Consider the following 24,189-nt stretch of genomic DNA (forward strand, 5'->3'; position numbering starts at 1 on the left):
ACGATGGCGGCGTATCATGCCGCCACCATGGCCTCCACGGTTCCACCATCGCGCCTGCATCTGGCCTTCCAGGGCCTGCGACTGCGCCTGCGTGGCAGCGACCTGTGGTTCATCGCACTGGCGTTGCTGGTCGGCCTGATCGCCGGTGGCCTGACGCTGCTGCAGTCGGACATCGCGCGCGGGCTGCAGAGTGCGCTGTACGGGCTGGAACCCGGCATGCGCCTCAGCTCCCTGCCCGCGCTCAGCTGGACCGCCCTGCTGGTGCTGCCGCTGGGCGGCCTGCTGGTCGGGCTGGTCAGCCTGGCGGCCGCGCGGCGCAAGCGCCCGCTGCTCGACGCGGTCGAGGCCAATGCCCTGCATGGCGGTCGCATGTCGATGCGCGACAATCTGATCGTGCTCACCCAGACCCTGCTGTCGAACGGCTGCGGTGCGTCCGTCGGCCTTGAGGCTTCGTATACCCAGATGGGTGCGGGCAGCGGCTCGCAGCTGGGCCGTGTCATGCGCCTGCGCCGCAATGATGTGCGCATCCTGGTCGGTGCCGGTGCCGCCGGCGCCATCGCCGCGGCCTTCGGGGCTCCGCTGGCCGGCGCGTTCTACGCGTTCGAGATCGTCATCGGCGCCTACACGCCCGCCGCTCTCGCGCCTGTGGCCCTGGCCGCACTGGCGGGTGCATTCGTCGCCGACCAGGCCGGCATCGAGGCGTACCTGCTGCCCGCAGCCTCGACCATCGATGTGCGCGCCGCTGACTACGCGATCTACGGCCTGCTCGGTTGCTGCTGCGCCATGGTGGGGATCGGCGTGATGCGACTGATCGCCTCCATCGAAGGCGTGGTCAAGCGCAGTCCACTGCCCCTGTGGGGGCGCCCGGTGGTCGGCGGCCTCCTGCTGATTCCACTGGCCATGGCCAGCCCGCAGGTGCTTTCCTCCGGTCACGGTGCGCTGCACCTGGACCTGACCACGCAGCTGCCACTGATCTGGATCGGCGGCCTGCTCGCCCTGAAGCTTCTGGCCTCGGGCATTTCGCTGGGCTTCGGCTTCCGAGGTGGTCTTTTCTTTGCGTCGCTGTTCATGGGCACCCTGGTCGGCACCCTGTTTGCCGGCCTGCTGGCGACGGCCACCGGCGTGCCCGTGGTTGATGCCACGTCCGCGGCGCTTGCGGGCATGGCCGCGTTGGCCGCCGCAGTGGTCGGCGCGCCGATGACCATGGCCATGCTGGTGCTGGAAGGCACCCACGACTTCCTGCTGACCAGCGTCGTGATGAGCGCGGTACTGGTCTCCAGCACACTGGTCCGCCAGTGGTTCGGTTACTCGTTCTCGACATGGCGCATGCATCTGCGCGGCGAAACCATCCGCAGCGCACGCGACGTCGGCTGGATCCACACCCTCAACGCCGGGCGGATGATGCGCAAGGGCGTTGCCACCACTCCGGCCGGGCTGGATGCCGCTGCGTTCCGCCAGCGTTTCCCGCTGGGCTCCGGCAGTCGCGTGGTCCTGATCGACAGCGAAGGCCACTACGCCGGCATCGTGCAGATTCCGCGCGTCTACGCCGACGGCGTGAAGCCGGAGACACCCGTTGGCGATCTGGCCGAGAACCGCGAGATGTCACTGTTGCCGGGCGCGGATGTGGTCAGCGTGATGCAGTGCTTCGACCGGACGCAGGCCGACGAACTGGCCGTGGTTGCCGCCGATGGCCAGCTGCTGGGCATTGTTTCCGAGGCCTTCGTGCGCAGGCGCTACGCCGAGGAGCTGGACAAGCGCCAGCGCGAACTGATGGGCGAGCGCGTCGAAGACGCCGATTGATCGCCCGCCCCGCTGCTACAGCGCTTCGCCGGCATCGGCCAGCCGCGACTCGATCAACGCGTACCATTGCTCCAGCATGTCGATCAGCATGTCCAGCTCCGCATCGGCACGCTGTGCCCGGCCGCTGCGCAGGCAGGCCTGGGTTTCCTGCAGCTGGGCCAGGAACCCGGCCACGGTATCGGCCTGCAGGATCAGGCCCGGCAGGCGCCGCCCGGGGATGCGCACGACCGCATGATTGCCGAGCTGGCCATACACGCTGAGTGTGGTTTCCGTCTTCATGGACAGAGGCAGGAATTGGGCGTTCATCGCGTGCACCGTATGAAAACCTGAGCCACCGGCAGGGGTGGACGACGGGGGAGACGTGGCCACGTCCTGCCGGTGGTCAGGGGGGACTCGGGATGCCGGGGCATGACCACGGCGCGGGAGACTTCAGCGCGGGTGCGCGATCCCGACGATCTGCACCCGGCGATTCGGCGCAAGGCACGCGATCAGTTCGCGACGGTTGCGCTGTGCGCACTGCACGATCGGTTCAGCCGCGCCGCGCCCTTCGGCACTGATGCTGCCCGGCGGCACTCCGCCCTGCACCAGGGCCGTGCGCACCGCTTCGGCCCGCTTCTGCGAGAGTTGCTGGTTGTAGCTGGCCGCACCGATACGGTCGGTGTAGCCGACGACCTGGATCGACTGCACCTTGCTGGCCTCACGGACCTGCGCCAGGATGCCCTGCACCGCCTGCTGGCCTTCGGCGCTGAGTACCGCGCTGTCGAAACCGAACAGTGCATCGGCGGCCAGGCGCAGCGGCTGTTCGGGCAGTGGCGCGGGTGCCGGCGGCGGCGGTGGTGGCCGCGGCGGGTCGAGCACGGCGGCGCAGGATTCGGGCTTCCAGTAGCCGGCCTGGGCGATGCCCTTGTTGTCGAAGCGCACCTGGAACTGGCAGGTGAAGTACTCGGCGCCCTGTGCGGTGCGGAAGTTGAACAGATAGTTCCACTCGCGCACGCCCCACATGCCTTCGTTGAAGTGGGGCGTACCCAGCAGGCTGTACAGCTGCCGCTTGCTCATCCCGGGCGCGAAGCGGCGCAGGTCGGCGATGTCGGGATAGGTACCCTCCTTCAGCGACGCCTTGGAGACTTCCGGGAAGGCCACTGCAGTGGCCTCCGCCGGACCCTCACCGGCGGGCGCGTGGCTGCGGCAGGCGGCCAGCAGGCCGGCGGCGAGGATCAGGCCCAGCGACGCGGCGATGCGGCCAGCGCGGGCGATGCGATGCTGATTCATGTCATTCCCCCTGTAGACGTTTGCGCGGCAACCGGGCCGCGATTGCGGCCCGGCTACGGCGGTTACCACTGGATGCCGGCACCGACGGCCACACCGGCCTCGCCACGGCTGTTGGTGGAGCCGCTGAACTTGTAGATCCAGCGGCCTCCTTCCGAGACACCGGACAGGCCCACCGCCACGCCCGATTCGCCGTTGTAGCTGCCGGCGGCGAACGAGGCCATGCTGCGACCCGCTTCGCTCGGCTGCGGCAGCGAGGCCGTGGCCATGGCCGAAGCGATGCCGGCCGAAGCGCGGTTGTCGGTCCTGCGCAGGTCGCGCTCGAAGCCGCCCATGCGCTCGTCGGTATAGGCCTTCGACCAGTCCAGAGTCTGCGCCATGCCGGACTTCAGCTGGTCGACATTGACCGCGTCGGTGCCTGCCGTACCGGCGGCAACGTTGCGGACCGTCGTCGGGCCGCTGGTGCTGCTGCCGAGAGTGACACTGTTGAAGTTGGTGGCTCCGTTGACGGTGGTGTCGTAGCGGATGGTGCCCTGCTGCGAGGCCTGCAGCTGCCGCACGTTGACCGCATCGGTGGCCTGGGTGCCGTCTGCCACATTGACCACCTGCCGTTCGGCGCCGCTGGCCCCAACCGAAACCGTGTTGGCACGGTTGGCCACCGACCCTGCGCCCAGGGCCACCGAGTTGTCGGCCTGTGCCTGCGAGCCGTTGCCCAGGGCCGTCGAGTTGGCACCGGCCGCCGTCGATCCTGCACCACCGGCTGCGGAATTGGCGCCCGTCGCGGCCGGATCGGCCAGGTTGTTGCTGTTGTTGGCGCGGAAGCTGCCGGCGACGTTGGTGATGTTCTGGATCTTCTGGTCGGTGTAGGCCTTGGACTGATCGATGGCATAGTTCACGCCATTCTTCAGCTGGCCGACATTCGTCGCGTCGTGATCGTCCGAGCCGTCGGCAACGTGGGTGATCTTGCGTTCACTGCCGCTGCTGCCGACCGACACTTCGCCTGCCGAATTGCTGGCACCCGTCTGACCATAGGCACCGGTATAGCCGCTCTGCGCGCCGACGCTGGCCACCGAGCCGGCACCCAGTGCCACGCTGTTGTCCGCGCTGGCGTTGGCACCGTTGCCGACTGCCACGGCCGAAGCACCTGCCGCACTGGCCTGCGGACCCACCGCCAGCGCCTCCGCACCTGCCGCAGCGGCCGCCGCGGCGCTGGAGTTCACTGCCAGGTACGGGCTGCCGCCACCGTTGGTGATGCGCTGGTTGAGCACCCTCAGCGAACCGTCCACCGCGGAGAACGCCGCGGTGACGTTGCTGTAGTCGTTGGCGGTCAGGGTGCCGTCGGTGGCGATACTGGAGATGCTGAACGACGGCGCGGTCCACAGATTGGTGGTGCCGTCGAAGGCCGTGCTGCCGCCGAAGTAGCTGGCGATGGTCGAGTTCGTGCTGAACAGCTGGTCGCCGGTGATGGCGTCGCTGCTGCCTGCAAGGATGCTGCCGGCCGCCACGTTGGTCACCTTCACCGCACCCGTGCCGGTACCGCTCAGGGTGACCGTGTTCACGACGTTGCCACTGCCATCGACATCGTACTTCACCGCGCGCTTGTCGATATCGTCGGTCTGGTCGGCGACATTGGCCAGCGAATTGCTGACCGCGTCGAAGGCGGTGCCGACGTCGTTGTAGCTGCCCTGGCTGATGGTGCCATTGGCGGCGATGTTGTTGATCGTGTAGGTCGGCGCGGTCAGCACACCGGCCGCATTGACCGCCGCGCCGCCCCCGAGATGGGTGGCGACAGCCTGGTTGGCAGCGAACAGCTGGGCACCATTGATGGCTTCGGTGCTCGTGGCGCTCACCTGGCCCGGGCCGAGGTTGCGCAGCGTGGTCGCCGTGCCGCCCTGACCCAGCGTGGCGCTGGCGTAGTTGACGCTGCCATCGCCATTGAGGTCGTAGCGCAGCGCGCCTTCCTCCGAGGCCTGCAGCTGGCCCAGGTTCACCGCATCGGTGGCAGCCGTACCGGCGGCCAGATTCGTCACCTGGCGTTCGGCACCCGCGGCACCGATCGACACGCTGTCCGCACGGTCAGCCAGGCTGCCGGCACCGACCGCGATCGCGTTGGCCGCCGTGGCGCGGGCGTTGGTACCGACCGCGATGGAGTCGGCACCGGTGGCCACTGCCTCCACGCCCGTGGAGTTCACCCGCAGGTACTTGGTGCCGCCGTTGCGGATATCGTTGATCTGGGTGTTGAGATTGACCAGCGAGCCGTCGACGGCGTCGAAGGCATCGGTCGCATTGTTGTACAGGCCCTGCGCAATGGCGCCGTCGGTGGAGATCGTGCTGATCTCGAACAGCGGCGCGGTGAAGGCGCCACTGACCGGATCGAAGGCGGTGATGCCACCGAAGAAGCCGGCGATGGCGGCGTTGGTGGTGGCCAGCTGCCCGCCGTTGACGGCTTCCAGGCTGCCGGCGGTCACCGCACCCGCGGCGAGGTTGCCGATGGTGGTGGTACCCGTGCCGTTGCCGAGCGTGACGCGGCGATAGTCCGGATTGCCTGCGCCATCGAGGTCGTACATCACCGCGCCGGCCGAAACATCATCGATCAGGCTGATCGCGCCCTTCAACTGGGCGACGTTGACCGCATCGGTATTGGCGCTACCCGCAGCCAGGTTGGTGATCTGGCGCTCGCCACCGTTGGCGGTACCCACCGAAACTTCACCGGCAGAGACCTGGGCGGCGGTCAGGCCATAGGCGCTGTAGCTGGCCTGTGCGCCGCGCAGCGCAGCAGAACGGTAGCCCAGCGCCACCGAATTGGCCTGGTTCGAGGTCGCCTCCGCACCCAGCAGGGTCTGGCCGTTGGCAGTACCCACCGCGCTGTCGCCGACAATCACCGAGTGGCCCATGCGCGCGGCGTAGTCCGCAGTCGGCACGCCGGTTGGATTGGTGGGATCGTTGGGACCGGCACCCGGGAACGCCACGTTGGCATCCACCTTCGGCAGCTCATGGCGGGCATTGGCGCCGATCACCACTTCCTTGGAGCCGTTGGCGAAGGCACCGTCACCCATCAGCACCTGGTAATCCTGTGCGGCGTTGACCGCCCAGCAGGAGATGTCGGCCAACGCGATATCCAGGCACTTGGCGGCCCATGCCGGCGAATCGGTCGGCAGCAGCAGGCCCAGCAGGCCACCGGGGTTGCCGTTGTTGATGTTGTAGATGTAACTGTCGGAGGTGACGCCACCGATCAGGGTCAGGTGCGAGCTGCCACCGGTCACCGCGCCGCCCAGGCCATTGAGGGTGCTGCCGACCGGTGACAGGTTCACGACCGGCAGGCCGAGCACGTTGACCGTGGAGTAGGCCTGCATCACGTTCGCATTGCTGAGCTTGAGATTGCCGTTGTGCAGATAGCCGTCACCGCCGAACAGGCTGCTGGTCGTCGGGCCGATCAGCTGGCCGACGTTGCCGACCAGGCCACCGGTACCGATGATGAGTCCCGCATTCGGATCAGCCGGAGCGGGTGCCTTCGGGCTGTCCGGCGGAATCGCCGAGGGCTGGGTCAGGCCCAGGCCACCCAGCGTGCCGCCCACCAGCCCGCCGACTGCGCCGCCGAGATTGTTGACGGTACCGTTGAGGTTGCCCTCCAGCAGGTTGCCCACCGCACCGCCGACGTTGCCGAGCGTGCCGGTGAGTACGCCGTCCAGCCCGCTGCCCGGCGTGGTGCTGCCACCCCCGAGCAGGCCACCGACAACGCTGCCGACCGAGCCGACCGTATTGTTGAGTGCACCGCCCACGGCACCTCCGATGGTGCCGACGGTGCCGTTGAGCACACCACCCACCGCACCACCGACTGCGCCGACCGTGCCGTTGAGTACGCCTCCCACTGCACCGCCGACCGCGCCCACGGTGCCGTTCAACGCACCGCCGACTGCACCGCCGACCGTGCCGACAGTTCCGTCGAGAACGCCGCCAACCGCGCCCACAGTTCCGTTCAAAGCCCCGCCTACAGCGTTGCCGACCGTGCCGACGGTGCCGTTGAGCGCACTGCCTACGGTGCCGACGGTTCCATCGAGGACACCGCCAACTGCACCTGCGGTGCCGTTCAGAGCGCCGCCTACGGCGCTGCCGACAGTTCCGACAGTGCCGTTGAGCGCGCCGCCGACCGTGCCGACGGTCCCGTCGAGGACACCGCCGACCGCACCTGCGGTGCCGTTCAGAGCGCCACCCACAGCACTGCCAACCGTGCCAACCGTGCCGTTGAGCGCACCGCCGACAGTGCCGACAGTTGAGTCGAGAACGCCCCCAGCCGCGCCCACAGTTCCGTTCAACGCCCCGCCTACGGCGCTGCCGACCGTGCCGACGGTTCCATCGAGGACGCCGCCTACGGCATCCACAGTGCCATTCAAGGCGCCGCCCACGGCACTGCCGACCGTGCCGACAGTTCCATCCAGAACGCCACCGACCGCACCCACGGTGCCGTTGAGCGCGCCACCCACTGCGCCGCCGACGGTGCCGACAGTTCCATCGAGGACACCGCCGACCGCACCCACCGTGCCGTTCAAGGCGCCGCCTACGGCGCTACCAACCGTGCCGACGGTGCCGTTGAGCGCGCCGCCGACCGTGCCGACAGTTCCATCCAGGGCACCTCCGACTGCACCTACCGTGCCGTTGAGCGCACCGCCCACTGCACCACCGACGGTGCCGACGGTTCCATCGAGGACGCCGCCGACGGCACCCACAGTGCCATTCAAGGCGCCGCCTACGGCGCCACCGACCGTACCGACTGTGCCGTTGAGCGCGCCACCGACTGCACCACCGACGGTGCCGACGGTTCCATCGAGGACGCCGCCGACGGCATCCACGGTACCGTTCAAAGCGCCGCCTACGGCGCTGCCGACCGTACCGACTGTACCGTTGAGCGCACCACCCACTGCACCGCCGACGGTGCCGACGGTGCCGTTGAGCGCGCCGCCGACCGTGCCGACAGTTCCATCCAGGACACCTCCGACTGCACCTACCGTGCCGTTGAGCGCACCGCCCACTGCACCACCGACGGTGCCGACGGCTCCATCGAGGACACCGCCGACCGCACCCACGGTGCCGTTCAAAGCGCCGCCTACGGCGCTGCCGACCGTACCGACTGTACCGTTGAGCGCACCACCCACTGCACCGCCAACGGTGCCGACAGTTCCATCGAGGACACCGCCGACCGCACCCACAGTGCCATTCAAAGCGCCGCCTACGGCGCTGCCGACCGTACCGACTGTACCGTTGAGCGCACCACCTACGGCACCTACGGTGTTGTTCAACGTGTCGCCCAGGGAACCACCGACGTTGCCGACGGTGCCGTTCAGTACACCGCCCACCGCACTGCCGACCGTACCGACAGCACCGTGGAGCGTGCCGCCCACTGCGCCACCCACGGTGCCGACAGTGCCGTTCAGTACACCGCTCACCGCACCGCCGACGGCGCCGACGGTTTCGTGTAGCGTTCCGCCTGCTGCGCTGCCCACCGTGCCGACCACGTCGTGCACTACGCCACCCACCGCACCGCCGACCGTGCCGGCAGCTCCGTGAAGCGTGCCACCTACTGCGCCCACGGTGTTATGCAGCGTGCCGCCCACTGCGCCACCTACGGTGCCGACGGTTTCGTGCAGCGTCCCGCCTGCTGCGCTGCCCACCGTGCCGACTACGCCGTGCACTACGCCACCCACCGCACCGCCAAGATCGCCCAGGGCGCCGTGATGCAGGCCTCCGAGACCGAGCGTGCTGGCCTGCGCACTCACGACGGTCCGGCCCGCGAGCTTCAGGTTGCGATCGGCCACCACGTCCTGGCCACCCGGGCCCTGCACGCGCACCTTGCCGGCGACGCCTGCATCGAACGCCGCCGTGATCGCGCGATCATCGGTCTCGCCCGGCAGTTCTTCCTTGGCGGGCAAGCTCACCGCTGCGGTTGCGGAGGCCTTGCCCTGGCCCTCGATTCGATGTCCGGCGATGGCCAGATGCGAGTCGGCGTTGCCGTCGATGCCGGCCTTCAACCCGGACAATCCCTGCGAGGACGTCGTGATACCCGCTGCCGCCTTGGCGCCGGCACCCACCGATGCCACCGGGGCACCCGCGATGCCGACCCTGGCCTTTGCCTTCGCATCGGCCGTCAGCCCCAGCGGTGAAGCGGAGCCGGAGGAAACGTTCGCTGCCAGTGAGGTATCCACCTGGGTACCTGCTCCGATGCCGAGCTGGGCCCGCACATCAGCGGCCAGCGCTGGCGTGGGCACATGCTGCGGCGATGCGTTCGCCCCCAGCTTCACCTGCACGGCGGCCGGCAGGACCTCGTGCACCAGCGGCAGCGAGGCCGTGCTCAGCTGCAGGCCCACACGCGTATCGGCACTGATCGCAGGCGTGGCCTGCGCCTGTCGCGCGGCTGCAGCCAGGGCGACTTCGGCATCGACCTTCACCGGCAACGTCTGGGTGTACTTGGCCGCCAGCGCCTGCAGATCGCGCAGCGACTGGTTGGATTCGGTTGCGGATGCCGGCCCGCTGGCCAGCACGCACAGCAGTGCAAGCGCAAGGGCGCTGGGCGTCAGCAGGGAGGTGCGCGGATCGCGTGATGCGGTGCCGCCGCTATCGCCGGTGGCCAGTTCCGAGGCCACAACCAGAGCATTGAGCTGGCGGTTCCATACACGCCGGTAGATGCGGTTCATGAGCATTTCCCCCGTAGGCGAACAACTTGAATGACAGTGGACTTGCCGCTAGGCAGGTGACTGACATTTCAACGGTTCGCGGAGGCGTGGCGCACTTCAATCCGGCAGGGCAATCGCGCAATCCGGCAAATCCACGGCCGGATTCGGCAGCCGGATATGCAAAACCGGCAGCAATGCCGTGAAAGCCCCTGTGGGGCAAGACTTAGGCCGGTTGGCCCAACTGCGCGGGTGCGCGCATCAGGGTATCCCGCGGAAGTTCACCGAACACCTTCCGGTAATTGTCGGCAAAGCGCGAGAGATCCCACAGGCCACAGCTCAGCGCGATCGCCTTGACAGAACGCCTGCTGGAGTCGGCCATCGACAGGCTGCGGCAGGCTGCACAGAGGCGCAGCATGGACAGATAACGGTTGGGCGACGTACCGAACAGATCTTCAAATGCATAGCGCAGGCCACGCTCGCTGACACCGGCGGCGTCGCAGATTTCATTCATGTATATATTGCGACGCAGGTTGAGCCGCATGAAATTCTCGGCGCGCTGGGCGATCAGGTAATGCGTACGCCGTGCGCGGCTGCACCCCGGGCGATCGACGGCACCGGCACCCAGCAGGGCCTGGATGTGCTCATGCAGCAGCCGCTCGGTTTCCTCCGGCTGCAGGCTGGCACCCTGCCCCAGCTGCTGGTGCAGCTGCTGGTAATGCAGTGCCAGCGGGGCATCATCACCGGACAGATTGAACAGCGAGAGCGCCTGTCCCGCCGGCGGTGTGCTGCGCAGGCTCAGTTCGGTCAGCTTGCGCTGCACGCGGGATACCGGCACCAGCATCAGGGTCAAGCGGGTACCGGGGCTGAGGGTGAATTCACTGATGCCTTCGGGAAGCACGGTCAACGCCATCCCGGCCGCCAGCGGTACGCCATGGCACCAGCTCACCGCCTCGTCGGTGGCCTGCAGATACCCCAGCATCGCCCAGTCCGGCGGCAGCATGAAGCGGCCACGGCAATGGAATCCGCAGCTGATGCTGCAGAACAGGGCTTCCTCATGCACGCGCGAAGCGAACGCCGCGCGCGGACCATTGCCGTCGAGCAGCAACAGTTCCACATCGCATACGCGAAGCACACCGCTCAGCGTGGCCAGGTCGATCGACCGGAGCTCGCCGTCGTCGCTGTCAACCACCCCACCATCAACCATGACAGTGTCGTCCCCCGTTGGTCAGCTGCCCGCCGCAACCCCCACTGCCCTACAGGTGCGCGCGGTTTCCAAGAGCATCATCCGTTGCCGTGATGGATGCGGCCACTGGCCGGCTCCACCTTGAAAGTACCAAACCTTGAATACGAGTATGCCCGATAATCCACGCAGGTAAACAGGTCGCACGGGAATACAGCAACCCGCGCCCGGCGTGAAGGAAATGTGGGCGCCAGTGGCACGATTCTCGCATGCGTTAACCCGGGTCACATTATTAACATCACGATGAATCGTTACGCCTGGGAACGGCGCTTCATCACAGAATAAGCAACCGATTATCAGGAATAAGAGATTCCTGCCGAATTTGCATATAGGTTCCGGTTGCACCCGGCCGCCATTCAGGCAAAGTCGGTATCACGGTGATCGAACCGCTCCGATGCGGTCACACCCAGGGGACAGCATGACGATGCACGCGCTGCTCGATGACGTTGCGACCACCGGCCTGGTGCCGCGCGGTCGCACATGCGCGGTCGCTGCACTCCCTGGCGGAGATCACCCTGCTTTAGCGATGCGGGACAGTCCCGCATTGCCACCTCCGCCAGGATGGCAGAGGTCCATGGACGGTCCCGACGGAGTCGGGCAACCGGCCGATGCAGGTGTCTTGTTGCCATTGACAGGTAGAGGGAGACAACCGTCATGAACGCTTCCATCCGCAAGTTCCTGAAAGAAGAAGATGGCGTGACCGCACTCGAGTACGGGCTGCTGGCCGCTGTGATCGCCGGCATCCTGATTGCCGTGGGCCGCACCCAGATCACGGAATTCTTCACCACGCTGTTCACCCGCCTTTCGGCAATCGCCACCGAAGCAACCACCTGAGCGACCTGCGGACGCACCACCGCTGGTCGCGCCATCCGCGACCACGGTGGCCGCAGGCCGGGATGCGGTTGCAGACGGTCCAGTGACGGACGAAGGGGAGTGCGATGACACTGCTGGGACTATTGGCCATCGGTGTGTGCCTGCGGATCGCGATCAGCGATCTGTATGCCCGCCGGGTGCCCAATGCCTGGCTGCTGGCTGCGTGCGCACTCGCAATACCTCTGCTCGTCGCCGGGCAATTTGGTGAGCCACGACTGCCATGGCCGGCGCACCTGCTCGGTGCCGTTGCCGGCTTGCTCGCGCTCCTGCCCTTCTACGCACTACGCTGGATGGGCGCAGGCGACGTGAAATTCTTTGCCGTGCTCGGCCTGCTGCTGGGATGGCATGCCTTGCTGCCGATATGGGTAGTGGCCAGCCTTGCCGCCGGCGCCCACGCAGTGGCGATCCTGCTCGGGCGTCAGCTGGGCATGCACCTGCCGATGCGCGTGCAGCTGCAGGTATCGCGCGCCAGCGAGCAATGGCAGACACACCCCGCATTGCGCGGAATGGAGGCTGCCCGCCAGGGGCGCCGCGGCATTCCCTATGCGGCCTACCTCGCATTGGCGGCGATCGGCTGGCTCCTGGCCACGACCTACGGAGGTCTCGCATGAACACCCTCGGTCCGCGGCGCCAGCGTGGCGTGGTTGCCGTCGAATACGCGCTGATGATGATCCTCGGCCTGGTGCCGCTGCTGCTGTTCACTTTTTCCGGCGTGCTGATCATGGCTGCCCAGCAGACGCTTGCAACGGCCGCTGCCGAAGGCGCGCGCGCATCGCTGCGCTTCGGAACCGCCAACGAACGACGCACCGCCGCGTGCGTCGCAGCACGCCAGTCGATGCAATGGCTGCTGCAGTTCTCCAGGCAGAACCCCGACTGCAGCGCAGGCGGCACCGGTCCGATCCAGGTCTCGGCGCAGGCACCGTGCGCGGGCATGGCAACCGCGCAGTGCATGACGGTCACCGTCCGCTACGACTACGCCGCCCACCCCTTCTTCCCCGGCACCGCCACGCTTTACGGCTGGGTGATGCAGGCCCCCATCCGCAGCGTCGCGGTCGCCCAGCTCGACCTCGGCTCCGGCAACTGACGGTACAGGAGACGGTTCCATGCTCAAGTTGACCCGCATCGCCGCCATCGCTCTGATCGCACTCGCGGTGCTGCTGGCGCTGATCGCATTCGTGATCGGCCGCAGGCCCGCCCCTTCGGTGGAAAGCGCGGCTCCGGTCGTTCAGGCCGACGCACAGGCCATTACGGTGGTCGAGGCCATCGCCCGGCTGCCGGCCGGTGAACCGATCACTGCCAATGGCGTGCGCCTGGCGCGTCGAAGCGCGGCCGTGCCGGGCGCCGTCGCCGACCTGGCCGCCGTGGTCGGCAAGGTGCCGGTGCAGGACATCGCCGAAGGCAGCACCATCAGCGACGCGGTGCTGGCACAGGGCTTCTCGCTGCAGCTGCGGCCCGGCGAGCGTGCACTGGCGGTGCCGGTGGATGAACTGGTCGGTGCCGGCAACCGTATCCTGCCAGGCGATTTCGTCGATGTGTTCCTCAACCTGCGCAGCGAACCTGCCAGCTACAACGCGGCACCCGACGCCGCACAGACCCGCCTGCTGCTGTCGCGCCTGCGCGTGCTCAGTTATGGCCAGCAGGACATCGCCCCGAACACGGGCAGCACGAATGCCAGCGCCGATGCCAGCAACCGTGCAGACCCGCGCGCGGCAGATATCACCAGCAACGCCAGCAGCGGTGGCGGCAGTAGCGGTGACGCAGCCCAGCCGGCCCGCAGCGCCGTGCTGGCGGTGCCGGTGGCCGATGCCAACCGGCTGCTGCTGGGCGCGCAGCAGGGCAAGCTCTACCTCGCGCTGCGCAATCCCGCCGACGCCGGCCAGCCCGACCTGGCCCTGTTCCCGCAGGCGCGAGGCGTGATCGATCCGCTGCGTGGCCTGGACGCGGAACAGCAGCTGGCGTTGCAGCGCCCCGAGAACCACGCCTTCGCCGGCATCGATGGCGATGCCCTGGCCGGCCGCAGCAGCGCACGCGCACGCACGGTGAACGACGCCCCCGCACAGCCCCCCGCCGCCCGCCGCAGCGCACCGCGCGCATCCGGAATCGAGATCATCCGCGGCGATGGTTCTGCGCCCCGCGGCTCCCTTTGACCTGCACCGAGAGCTTCCATGACCGAACGTCGCCAGAGTCCAAGCCCCTCCTCCCGCCAGCGCTGGCTCGCTCTGCTGCTGGTGCTGCTGGCGCCTGCGACCAGCGTGGCTGCTGACGACCTGGTGCTGCAGGCCCGCGAACAGCGGCCATGGACACTGCCCACGGACCTGGAACGGGTGGCCATCGCCGATCCGGGCGTCGCCGATATCGTGATGCTGCGTGGCCAGCGCCAGGCGCTGCTGGTCGGCAAGGCCCCCGGCACCACCACCCTGCTGCTGTGGCACCGCAAGCAGTCGGAGCCACAGCGCGTGCAGGTCCGCGTGCAGAGCGCGGTGCAGGGGGCGGCCGATGCGGGTTCCAGCGGCCTGGTGTTCACCCAGCAGGACCAACAGGGCCTGCTGCAGGGAAGCACCGACAGCGCGCTCTCGCACATGCAGGAACAGAAGGCGGCCGCGATGGCGTTGGGCAAGGATGGCCAGCTGGCCGATGCCTCCACCATCGCCAGCGGCGGTGTGGTCCAGGTCGAGGTGAAGGTGGTCGAGTTCAACAAGACCGCGCTGAAACAGGTCGGCATCAGCTTCCAGAACCGCAACGGCGGTTTTGCCTATGGCTTCGCTCGTCCGGGCGGCATCCTGCCGGGCAATACCGGCGTGCTGCCCGGCATGCAGGAGGGCAATTCCAGCAACGAATCGGAATCGCCCATCTCGTCGGCCTTCCGCCTGGTGTTCGGCTCGACGAAGGGCCTGTGGAATGCGGACCTCGATCTGCTGCAGTCCAATGGCATGGCCCGGGTGCTGGCCGAGCCGACCCTGGTCGCGCTGTCCGGCCAGAGCGCCAGCTTCCTCGCCGGTGGTGAACTGCCGATCCTCGAACCCCAGGGCCTGGGGACCACCACCATCACCTACAAGCCGTTCGGCATCGGCCTGACCGTCACCCCGACCGTGCTCGCGCCCAACCGCATCGCCCTGAAGGTGGCGCCGGAAGCCAGCGACCTCGACTACACCAACGCCATTTCCCTCAACGGTGTGCAGATTCCGTCGATCAGCACCCGCCGTGCCGATACCACGGTGGAACTGGGCGATGGCGAGAGCTTCGTGATCGGCGGTCTCGTCAGCTCGACGGTCGCCTCCACGGTGAACAAGATCCCGCTGCTGGGCGACCTGCCGATCATCGGCTCGTTCTTCCGCGATTTCGACTACAAGCGCCAGGACAAGGAACTGGTGATCATCGTCACGCCACGGCTGGTGCAGCCCCTCGCCCGCAATGCCGAGCTGGCACTGCCAGGCGAGCGCGAGGCCCGGCCCAACCTGCCTGAGTGGGGTTCCTGGCTGCTGGGTCCGGTCAGCCAGGACCCGGTGCCCGGTTTCTCACGTTGAATCCATGATGCCTGCGATACCACGCCCATGCCCTACGCCACTGCCCAGCCGCTGCATCCGCAAGGACCGCCGATGAACCTGGTCCTGTACGGGATGGATCGCGAACTGCTGCCGCGGCTGGCGGCCAAGCTGCCGCCTGCCACCACCCTGCACTGGCAGGACAGCGGTGAGCCGACATCCGCGCAGGACCTGCAACGCGGTCCGCAGAATCTGGTACTGCTCGACTTCCGCCCCGAGCACGCCGCCGCCTCGACCGTGCTGGCGCAGCAGCTGCAGCAGACCCAGCCGGACCTTGCGCTGGTCGCCGTTGGCGCCACCAGTGCCGGGCAGGTCGAAGGCGTGGTGATGGCGCTGCGCGCCGGCCTGCGCGATGTGCTCGACCTGGACAGCGACAACACCGGCATCGAGGCCGCGCTGCGCCGCGCGCTCTCGCCCCGGCCCGCCGCTGCCGCGCACCAGCCGCACAAGGCGCGGTTGATCCTGCTGCTGGGCGTACGTGCCGGGGTCGGCACCAGCACACTGGCCGCGCATCTGGCCGTGCTTGCACAACAGACCCATGCATTGGCGCAGGGCGAGGCCAGCACCCAGGACGGTCTGCTGCTGGAACTGGCGCAGCCGGCAGGCGACCTGGCGCTCTACCTCAATCTGGACAGCCGCTTCCACTACGAAGACGCACTGCGCAATGCCAGCCGCATCGACGCCACCCTGGCGCGCACTGCGATGGCGCGCCATGACAGCGGACTGGTCCTGCTCGACCGCGCCAGCGGCAGCGATGCGCTTCCACCGTCCGATCCGGGCGCCCTGCTGCAGCGGCTGCGCGGCGTGTTTGCCAGCGTGCTGTGCGACGCCGGCGGCTGCCCGCTGCGTCAACTGCCACCGCTGCTGCTGGACCAGGCCGACGAGATCTGGCTGGTCGCGGACGCTTCGATTGCCACTCTGGTCTCGCTTGACCATGCGCTCAAGCATCTGTCCGGCCAGCGCGAACGGGAGAAGCGCCTGCAACTGGTGATCAACCGCCATGACGACAGCAGCGGCATGAGCCCGGAGCAGATCGCCCGACGGTTCGAGCTTCCACTGCTGGCCACGCTCCCCGAACGACCACGCGTACGTGCCTCCGCCAGCCACGGCCACCTGCTGCTGCAGGACGCGCCGCGTGATCCGTACCTGCGTGCCCTCGCCCCGCTCGTCCAACGCCTGGATCCGGCTGCATGCCCGGTCCAGACGCACGGCCTGCGGGAAAGACTTGCCCTTGCCCTGGGTGGATCGCAATGGAAGACAAAGTAACCCCGTTTCCGCACGCCGTCGCCCGCCACACCGTTCCTGACCACGTTGCGGGCAATCTGCCGTTCGCAGAGACCGAGCAGTACCAGAAGGTGCTGTCCGCGGCGCATGAGCACCTGCTCAACAGCATCGAGGACGAGCGCATCGATATCGATTCCTGGGCACCGGACACGATCGCGCGCTGGGTGCAGGTGCAGACCGTGGGTTTCATCCAGGAGTGGCGCATCCCGATCAATGAAGAGGAGATGCAGGTGGTGGCCGAGGGCCTGGTCAAGGAGCTGACCGGCTTCGGCCCGCTGGACGACCTGCTGCATGATCCCACCATCGAAGACATCCTGATCAATGGCTTCAAGGATGTGCACGTCTCGCAGGGCGGACAGCTCAAGCGCGCAACCCAGCGCTTCACCGACGACACCCATCTGCTGCGCATCCTGCGCCGCATCCTCGCGCCACTTGGCCGGCGCCTGGATGACTCCAACCCGATGGTGGATGCGCGCCTGCCCAACGGCGGCCGCCTCAATGCGATCATCTCGCCGCTGGCGGTGGACGGCCCGATGGTCTCCATCCGCAAGTTCCGCAAGGACCCGTTCACGCCCGATGAACTGCTGGCCAAGGGCACCTTCGATGCGCCGATGCAGGCGCTGCTGAAGGCGATGGTGCTGGGTCGCTGCAACATCCTCGTCTCCGGCGGCACCAGCTCGGGCAAGACCTCGCTGCTGAACGCCCTGGCCAGCTACGTGCCACCCACCGAGCGCGTGATCACCGTCGAGGACACCGCCGAGCTCTCGCTCAACCATCCGCACGTGGTGCGCCTGGAGAGCCGCATCGGTGGTGCGGAGGGACAGGGCGCCGTCAGCATCCGTGACCTGGTGCGCAACAGCCTGCGCATGCGCCCCGACCGCATCGTGGTCGGCGAGGTGCGCGGCGCGGAAGTGCTGGAGATGCTGCAGGCGATGAACACCGGCCACGACGGCTCGATGGCCACCATCCATGCCAACTCGCCGCGCGACTGTCTCTATCGCATCGAGATGCTGGCCGGCTTCGCCGGGTTCCAGGGCAGCGAAGACAGCCTGCGCAGGCAGATCGCCAGCGCGATCGATTTCATCGTGCAGATCTCGCGCCTCGGCAGTGGCCGGCGCGTGCTGGTATCGATCACCGAGATCACCGGCGTCAGCGACAACCTGATCACCACCCAGGAGATGTTCCGCCACGAAGTGCAGATCGACGGCAGTGGCAAGGAGACCGACCGCTGGATCGGGCTGGGCTTCCAGCCGCACTCGCACAAGCTCGAGCCGTTCCGCCAACTGTTGCGCGAATCCCTCTACGGAGACTACTGAACATGGGGACCGGCCTGCTGCTGGGCGTATTGAGCATCGTGTCGGTGCTGCTGGCGCTGGCGGTATGGCTGTGGGGCACCGCCAACAGCCGCGAACAGCGGCAGGCATCCCTGCAGCATGCCGAACAGCAGCTGGCACGTGGCAGCGCGGGCCCGGGCAGCAACGCGGCTGCGGCCAACGATGGATCGCGGCCGCTGCCGGCAGCAGCTGGCCGTCGCGCGCTGCCCTGGAATGGCCTGCTGCAACGCGCGGGCCTCGCCACCGGCTGGAAGGTGCCGCTGATGCTGCTGGTGCCCGGCCTGGCCCTCTCGCTGTTCGCGATGCTGCGGCTGGGAACGGCATGGATGCTGCCGCTGACGCTGCTGCTGTACCTGCTGGGCTGCTGGTTGTGGATCATGCGCCGCACCGCCAAGTTGCAGGCCAAGCTGCTTCATCAGCTGCCGGACTTCCTCGACAACCTGGTCCGCCTGACCGCGCTCGGCAACAGCCTGCAGTCGGCCTTCCAGGTCGCGTCGCAACAGGCGACGCCGCCGCTGCGTGAGCTGCTGGACACCACGGTGCGATACGCGCGGGGCGGCATGGACCTGGACCGCGCACTGAACCTCGCCGCGCAGCCCTATCGGATGGAGGTGCTGAAGGTGCTGGCCGTGGTGATGGGCGTCAGCGTCCGCATCGGCGGCCGCGCCGATCAGATCCTGCAGCGCATGGGCGATTTCATGCGCGACCTGGAGCAGGCCCAGCAGGAGCTGTCCGCCACCACGTCCGAGACCCGCATGTCGGCCTGGGTGCTGGGACTGCTTCCGCCCGCCAGCGCCGTACTGATGGCGATCTCCAGCCCCGAGTTCTTCCAGCCCGTCCTGCACGATCCGCTCGGTCACAAGATCCTGCTGATCGCCCTGGGCCTGGAACTGCTCGGTGGTTTCCTGCTGTATCGCCTGGCCAAGTCGCTATGAGCATCCGCAGCGGAGGTTCCCGATGAGCGCAACTGCCTGGTTCGCACTTGCCCTGCTGGTCCTGGCCGCCGGCGTCGCCCTGCTCGGTGTGGGCGGCTGGGTCCGCAGCCATCGCGAGGACCGCAGTGCGGCAACGCTGAAGACCGCATTGCAGCCACGTGATCCGATCGCCGACGAGGACGCGGCCCGCAGGGATTCACTGGGCTGGCTGGAGCGCTTCGGCCGGACGCTCAGCGGCGGGCGCCTGGAAGCCGCACTGCTGGCAGGCGAGGATCGCCTGCTGCTTGATCTGGCCGGCTGGAACACCCGTCGCGGCACGGCGATCTATCTGGGCCTGCGCCTGCTGCTGGCAGTACTGGTGCTGGCGCTGACCCTGGCCGTGAGCGATGCCACCGGCCTGGCCCGGATCATGGTGATCGTCGGCGCGCTCGCCGCCGGCCTGCTGCTGCCCAAGTTCGTGCTGGCCGCGTGGGTCAAGCGGCGGCGGCGCGCCGTCAACAACGAGTTGCCGCTGTTGATCGACCTGCTGCGCCTGCTGCAGGGGGTTGGCTTCAGCATGGATCAGAGCCTGCAGACCCTGGGCGACAAGCTGCGCGACGCACTGCCGGTGCTCGGTGGCGAGATCCAGGAGGCGAACGTCGCCTACACCCATGGACGCACTCGCGCCCAGTCGCTGCGCCGGCTCAGCGATGTCTACGGCGATGACGACCTGTCCAGCCTGGTGCAGTTGATCCTGCAGGTGCACGCCCACGGCGGCGCGGTGCAGGAGCCGCTGCGCCAGTTCAGCATCCGGCTGCGCGAACAGCGCCGCAATGCTCTGAAAGAGAAGGTCGGCAAGCTCTCGGTGAAGATGACCGTGGTGATGATGCTGACCCTGCTGCCTGCACTGATGCTGGTGCTGGCCGGGCCTGCGCTGGTCGCGCTGGCCAAAACCCTGTCGAACATGGGATGACCGTCATGCCTGCTCTGCGCCACGCCTGTCTGTTGTTTGCTCTTGCCGCTGCCGTCGCGGGATGCGCCTCGTCCACCCCGAAGTACCTGCGCGCGCCCACCCTGGCCGAGCCCGGGCCCGCGCCGCAGGACAGCCGCAATGCCTACCTTGAGCTGATCGAGCGCATGCAGCTGCAAGGGGCCTGGTACGCCTCGCTGGCGCATGTGGATGCATTCCGCCAGCGCTACGGCGATCCTCCGGCGCTGCGCCTGTTGCAGGCCAATGCACTGCGCGAGACCGGCCAGACCGACGCCGCGGCCGCGCTGTACCGCGAACTCAGCAGCGGGCCGCAGGCCGCCGCCGCGGCACATGGCCTGGGCCTGATCGCCGCGCATCGCGATGACGAGGCCGGCAGCGAACTGTCGCTGGCCCGCGCCACCCAGCTGCAGCCGTTGAATACCGATTACCTGGGTGACCTGGGGTATGCGCGTCTGCGTGCCGGCCGCTTCGATCAGGCCCGCGAGCCGCTGGCCAAAGCACTGGAACTATCACCGGGCAACGCCAAGGCGACCGCCAACCTGGCGCTGTGGGCGGTCCTGCGCGGCGACAACGCCACGGCCGAACGCCTGGCTGCGCAGGCCAACCTCAACGAAGACACCCGGCGCAGCATCCAGCAGCAGGCCCAGCAGATCCGCAGCCGGCTGCAGCAGCGCCAAGCCCAGGCATCGGCGGCCAGCAGCACGGCACGGATCGCCACTGTGCCATCCCGCGCCCCCGCCCCCGCCGGCAGCCGGCTGGCGGCCGAAACACGCCGTGACGCCCGCGATCGCGATCCCTCCCGTCTGCCGCCGTCGATGCTGGAGCGCTTCGGCACGTCCGACCACCCGACCGAGAACACGCCATGACCGCGATGACCCTGATCCGACGCCTGCTGCCTGCGGTCACCTGCTGCCTGCTTGCCACGGGAGCCCACGCACAGGCGCCACAGGCGCCGCTGACCGGCCAGATGCTGGGAGGCAGCCCGGCAGCGGCCCCTGCCATCGCGCCGCAGCAGGCCGAAGCACTGGCAACCGTCGACCTCGCGGCGCCTGCGCCGCCCCCCGCGATGCCGCCCGCGCCTCCTGCCCGGGTGGCCGCTGCACCGGCTGCGCCGCGGCGCAACGAGGTCGGTGATGCCACGCGCCAGCTGTTCCAGCTGCAGGCGTCCGGGCAACAGGCCGGCCCGCGGCTGCCGATCCTCGGTGATCAGGCCACCGCCAGCTACGCGCGCTACCTGAAGAGTTTCGAGCAGGACATCCCCGCCTTCTTCGACACGGATGTCGGCAGTTCCAAGAGCACCTCCAACTCCGGACGCTGAGGCATGCCATGAACCGCTCTCGCCAGCCCCGTTTCCACCGCCCGCGCGGCGGCATGTCCGTCACCATGATGCTGGTGATGCTGGCACTGGTGGCCATGCTGGGTCTGATCGAGGTCGGCTTCCTGTTCTGGGCCAAGCGCGATGCGCAGAAGGTCGTGGACCTGGCGGCGCTGGCAGGTGCACAGCGACTTGAGCTGTGTACATCGAACAACGGCGACAACAGCGCAGCGCGGCAGAGCGCACTCACGCAGAACCAGTTCCCGGGCACGGTGCAGGTCCGCTGCGGCAACTGGAGCGCCGCACGCGGAGGCAACCGCTTCAGCGAGACGGTCGACGCCAGCAATCCGCGCAATGCGGTGCGGGTGGTTGCGACCCGCAGCGTGCTGCCGTTCTTCGGCCAGAACGAGAGCCTGCCGACCATCACCGTACAGGCCGTGGCGCGCCGCTCGGAACCGACGGCGGTGTTCGCGGTGGGTTCGCAGCTGCTGCGCACGAACGGCAACTCGCCCTTGATGGGCACCCTGCGCCTGGTGGGGCTGGACGTCACCAACGCCACGGTGCTGTCGTACGACGGACTGGCGCAGGCCAACATCACACCGTCAGGCCTGCTCAATGCGCTCGGCATTCCGGTCACCGCCAATCTCAGCGTGGCCGACTTCAATCGCCTGCTGTCGTTGAACCAGGTTTCACTGGCACGGCTGGTGGACGCCACCGCCACGGTGGTCGGCCGCAGCACCACCGCGGGCGTGCAGCTGCGTGCGCTGTCCGACCTGGTGGCCACCCGCCTTGACATCAATCGGGTCAATATCGCGCTGGGCAGCCAGAACGGCGGCGGCGGACTGTTCGCCGAGGTGATCTCTCCCGACGGCACGGTGGGCAGTGCGCTGCAGTCGCAGATCAACGTGCTTGACCTGGTCAATGCAGCCATCTCCATCGCCAATGATGGCAATGGCGTAGCGGTGCCGAACCTCAACCTGCTCGGCATGGATATCAAGGCAGGTGTTGTCGAACCGCCGTCGATCGCCATCGGCGGTGTCGGTTCGCGGGCCTACAACGCACAGGTCCGGCTGATGGTCGACGTCGACAGCGACCGCCTGTTCGGGGTGGGGCCACTGCTCAACCTGCTGGGCACGCGCCTGCACCTGCCATTGCATGTGGACGTGGCCAACGCGATGGGAACACTGACCAGCATCCAATGCAGCGCGGCACCGCCCACGGCCACCATCCAGGTGGACTCCTCGGTACTGCGCGCGTGCGTCGGCAAGGTCAATGCCGCCGACCGTTTCTCCAAGAGCAATGTCTGCGACGCCACCTTGCAGAACGAACAACTGCTGACACTGCTGGGACGGCCGCTGATCAACGACAAGATCACCCTGCCGGCGCTGACCGGCACGCAGAGCCTGACCCTGGCCGCCGGCCAGACCGGCACCACCCGGATCAATCCCCTGGCCGTCGGTGACGCGGTCTCGCACCTGGTCAACGAGCTGCTGCGTGTCCTGTCGGGCATGCTGAGCTCGCCGGCACAGGGCATGAATGCCAACGACACGGCCAAGGCACTGGCCGACCGCTACCTGCAGGCAGCGTTCCCCTCGGGCGGCCGCTACAACGTCGACCAGCTCATTCCCCTGCTGCGCGACGGCGACCCGTCGCGCAACCTGGCACCGCTGGGCAACTGGACGGTCAAGAAGGGCGTGCCCAAACCCTGCCTGATCGGGCTGGGCACCTGCTGGGAAGATGGCTCGGTCTGGGCAGGCTACCGCGCCACCGTGACGGGACAGGGCCTGGGTCTGCTCGACGGGCTGCTCGGCTCACTGGTCGGCGGGCTGCTCATCAACCGCTGCGACAGCCTGCTGGGCAGTCTGATCGACTACAACGGCTGCGTCCGCACCAATCTGGCCTCGTACATCCAGACCGCCCCGGACGGCTTCCTCGACGCGGCGGCCGGCGGCGGTGTCACCGCGCCCGGCAACAACGTGTCCTGCAGCGGTGTGCTGTGCACCGTGCTGAACCCGGTGCTGGCCGCGCTCAAGCCGGTACTCAACACCGTCGGCTCCCTGCTGAGCACGACCCTGGCCAGCCTGCTGGGGCTGGAGCTGGGCCGCACCGATGTCAACGTCCAGTCCATCCAGTGCAATGGCGCACAGCTTGTGTTCTGAGCCGGGCCGGCGCCCTTGGCGCCGCCGCCGCGCATGCTAGACTCCCGGGCGGGGAACACTTCCATCTCAACCCACACTCATCCGTGGATGGTCCAGACATGCGAGAAACTTCAGGGGGCACCGTCTTCGCCCGCCACGCGCGCGGCGCGGCACTGCTGGCCGTGGCCATGCTGCTGGCGGCACCGTCCGCACTGGCGGCGCGCAGCAGCCGCGAAGCCGCAGCCGAACCGGTACGCAGCAGCGCACCCGTGGTACGCAACACGGTGGACGAGCTCAAGCAGTTGATGGACGCACGCCAGCTGACCGAACTGCGTACCACGTACAACGGCAACTACGGCGCCAGCCTGCTTTTCAATGCCAGTACCCTGACCTACTACGTCGCCCTGTTCCAGGAAAAGAACTTCTGGCGCGTCATCAAGACCGATGCCGTCGACAACGCCGAGCGGGTCTATCGCACGTTCGTGCAGCAGACCGAACAGCTCGCGCAGGTCTACATCGATACCACCCGCCTGGAAGCCGGCAAGCGCTATACCGAGCGCCTGGTGGCCTACAACGAAGAGCGCCTGCGTACCCTGCAGCAGGAAATGGAGCAGCAGCAGGCGCAGTCGGCCCAGGTCAGCGCGTCACTGCAGCAGGCCCAGCAGCAGGCCGTCAGCCTGAGCACCGATGTGCAGAGCACCAACAGCCAGCTGGACGCCCTGCAGCGCCGCATCCAGATCCTGCAGGCCGAACAGGGCAACCCCGAATTGAGCCTGCCGAAGCCGGACAGCACACCCGCGCCGGCAGCGGCCAGCGACGTTCGCTGA

18 protein-coding genes are annotated in these 24,189 nt (G+C 68.0%); 14 read left to right on the forward strand and 4 right to left on the reverse strand.

Features of this window, described 5'->3' with window-relative positions; all coding sequences use genetic code 11:
- The first annotated feature begins 3 nt into the window (after positions 1 to 3).
- Complete coding sequence (locus ACZK08_RS11530; RefSeq protein WP_065182976.1) at positions 4 to 1,800, forward strand: chloride channel protein; 1,797 nt, start codon at positions 4 to 6, stop codon at positions 1,798 to 1,800.
- Between the two features lie 15 nt (positions 1,801 to 1,815).
- On the opposite strand, the gene ACZK08_RS11535 is transcribed toward ACZK08_RS11530, so the two are convergent.
- The 4 genes from ACZK08_RS11535 to ACZK08_RS11550 all read right to left on the reverse strand — a co-directional run bounded on the left by ACZK08_RS11535 (position 1,816) and on the right by ACZK08_RS11550 (position 10,935).
- Entirely contained in the window at positions 1,816 to 2,106 is a 291-nt protein-coding gene (locus ACZK08_RS11535; protein WP_053517836.1) for a DUF6959 family protein, read from the reverse strand.
- 123 nt (positions 2,107 to 2,229) lie between these two features.
- Entirely contained in the window at positions 2,230 to 3,069 is an 840-nt protein-coding gene (locus tag ACZK08_RS11540; protein ID WP_053517837.1) for an OmpA family protein, read from the reverse strand.
- A gap of 62 nt (positions 3,070 to 3,131) precedes the next feature.
- A complete protein-coding gene (locus ACZK08_RS11545; protein ID WP_478452189.1) occupies positions 3,132 to 9,752 on the reverse strand; it encodes an ESPR-type extended signal peptide-containing protein in 6,621 nt (2,206 codons plus the stop codon).
- A gap of 202 nt (positions 9,753 to 9,954) precedes the next feature.
- Positions 9,955 to 10,935, reverse strand: coding sequence for an AraC family transcriptional regulator (locus ACZK08_RS11550; RefSeq protein ID WP_065175242.1), 981 nt, complete (start codon positions 10,933 to 10,935; stop codon positions 9,955 to 9,957).
- Between the two features lie 690 nt (positions 10,936 to 11,625).
- Here ACZK08_RS11550 and ACZK08_RS11555 point away from each other — a divergent pair.
- From ACZK08_RS11555 to ACZK08_RS11615, 13 genes are all read left to right on the forward strand, one after another.
- Entirely contained in the window at positions 11,626 to 11,805 is a 180-nt protein-coding gene (locus ACZK08_RS11555) for a Flp family type IVb pilin (RefSeq protein WP_065175243.1), read from the forward strand.
- Positions 11,806 to 11,909: 104 nt separating this feature from the next.
- Positions 11,910 to 12,455: an A24 family peptidase gene (locus ACZK08_RS11560; protein ID WP_065182942.1), complete on the forward strand. Its 546-nt coding sequence runs from the start codon at positions 11,910 to 11,912 to the stop codon at positions 12,453 to 12,455.
- On the forward strand, positions 12,452 to 12,928 hold the full coding sequence (locus ACZK08_RS11565; RefSeq protein ID WP_065182943.1) for a TadE/TadG family type IV pilus assembly protein: 477 nt from the start codon (positions 12,452 to 12,454) through the stop codon (positions 12,926 to 12,928). Before ACZK08_RS11560 ends, ACZK08_RS11565 begins: the two co-directional genes overlap by 4 nt.
- Before the next feature lie 19 nt (positions 12,929 to 12,947).
- Positions 12,948 to 13,991 carry a Flp pilus assembly protein CpaB gene (gene cpaB, locus ACZK08_RS11570; protein ID WP_065182944.1) on the forward strand — a complete coding sequence of 348 codons (1,044 nt, stop codon included), beginning with the start codon at positions 12,948 to 12,950 and terminating at the stop codon, positions 13,989 to 13,991.
- 18 nt (positions 13,992 to 14,009) lie between these two features.
- Entirely contained in the window at positions 14,010 to 15,368 is a 1,359-nt protein-coding gene (locus tag ACZK08_RS11575; RefSeq protein ID WP_065182945.1) for a type II and III secretion system protein family protein, read from the forward strand.
- A 27-nt stretch (positions 15,369 to 15,395) separates the two neighbouring features.
- Complete coding sequence (locus ACZK08_RS11580; protein ID WP_065175248.1) at positions 15,396 to 16,652, forward strand: CpaE/TadZ family protein; 1,257 nt, start codon at positions 15,396 to 15,398, stop codon at positions 16,650 to 16,652.
- On the forward strand, positions 16,637 to 17,986 hold the full coding sequence (locus ACZK08_RS11585) for a TadA family conjugal transfer-associated ATPase (protein WP_065182946.1): 1,350 nt from the start codon (positions 16,637 to 16,639) through the stop codon (positions 17,984 to 17,986). The genes ACZK08_RS11580 and ACZK08_RS11585 overlap by 16 nt, the downstream gene beginning before the upstream one ends.
- 2 nt (positions 17,987 to 17,988) lie before the next feature.
- The gene (locus tag ACZK08_RS11590) at positions 17,989 to 18,939 is read left to right on the forward strand and encodes a type II secretion system F family protein (protein ID WP_065182947.1); all 951 of its coding nucleotides are present in this window, start codon (positions 17,989 to 17,991) and stop codon (positions 18,937 to 18,939) included.
- A gap of 22 nt (positions 18,940 to 18,961) precedes the next feature.
- Positions 18,962 to 19,891 (forward strand): type II secretion system F family protein, encoded by a 930-nt coding sequence (locus tag ACZK08_RS11595; RefSeq protein WP_065182948.1) that lies wholly within the window; start codon positions 18,962 to 18,964, stop codon positions 19,889 to 19,891.
- A 5-nt stretch (positions 19,892 to 19,896) separates the two neighbouring features.
- Positions 19,897 to 20,775 carry a tetratricopeptide repeat protein gene (locus ACZK08_RS11600; RefSeq protein WP_065182978.1) on the forward strand — a complete coding sequence of 293 codons (879 nt, stop codon included), beginning with the start codon at positions 19,897 to 19,899 and terminating at the stop codon, positions 20,773 to 20,775.
- Positions 20,772 to 21,227, forward strand: a complete 456-nt coding sequence (locus tag ACZK08_RS11605) for a DUF3613 domain-containing protein (protein WP_065182949.1) — start codon at positions 20,772 to 20,774, stop codon at positions 21,225 to 21,227. Before ACZK08_RS11600 ends, ACZK08_RS11605 begins: the two co-directional genes overlap by 4 nt.
- Positions 21,228 to 21,235: 8 nt before the next feature.
- On the forward strand, positions 21,236 to 23,383 hold the full coding sequence (locus ACZK08_RS11610) for a TadG family pilus assembly protein (RefSeq protein ID WP_065182950.1): 2,148 nt from the start codon (positions 21,236 to 21,238) through the stop codon (positions 23,381 to 23,383).
- A 98-nt stretch (positions 23,384 to 23,481) separates the two neighbouring features.
- Positions 23,482 to 24,189, forward strand: coding sequence for a DUF2968 domain-containing protein (locus ACZK08_RS11615; protein WP_065175254.1), 708 nt, complete (start codon positions 23,482 to 23,484; stop codon positions 24,187 to 24,189).

It is taken from the genome of Stenotrophomonas sp. 112478_Sma (assembly GCF_056479905.1).